This window comes from Elizabethkingia argenteiflava, assembly GCF_009904105.1.
GTDB classification, from domain to species: domain Bacteria; phylum Bacteroidota; class Bacteroidia; order Flavobacteriales; family Weeksellaceae; genus Elizabethkingia; species Elizabethkingia argenteiflava.
Genome location: NZ_JAAABJ010000435.1, coordinates 1 through 213 on the forward strand (window position 1 = coordinate 1; position 213 = coordinate 213).

Here is a 213-nt window from a genome sequence, read left to right on the forward strand (position 1 = left end):
CAAAATAGTGTTTATTATGGTTATAAATTGCATGCAGTGTGTACTACTGATGGGATTTTTACCGATTTTGATCTAACACAAGCTTCTGTACAGGATATTCATTATCTCAAAGATATTAAGCACTTGTATCAAAATTGTACAATATTAGGAGACAAAGGTGATCTGAGTATTGATTATCAAAGAGACTTATTTACTTACAACCAGATTAATATG

Annotated in this window: 1 protein-coding gene; it reads left to right on the forward strand. The window is 30.0% G+C overall.

Annotated features, from left to right (window positions below):
* A partial coding sequence (locus GNY06_RS15595) for a transposase (RefSeq protein WP_166519077.1) occupies positions 1-213 on the forward strand: 213 nt, incomplete at both ends.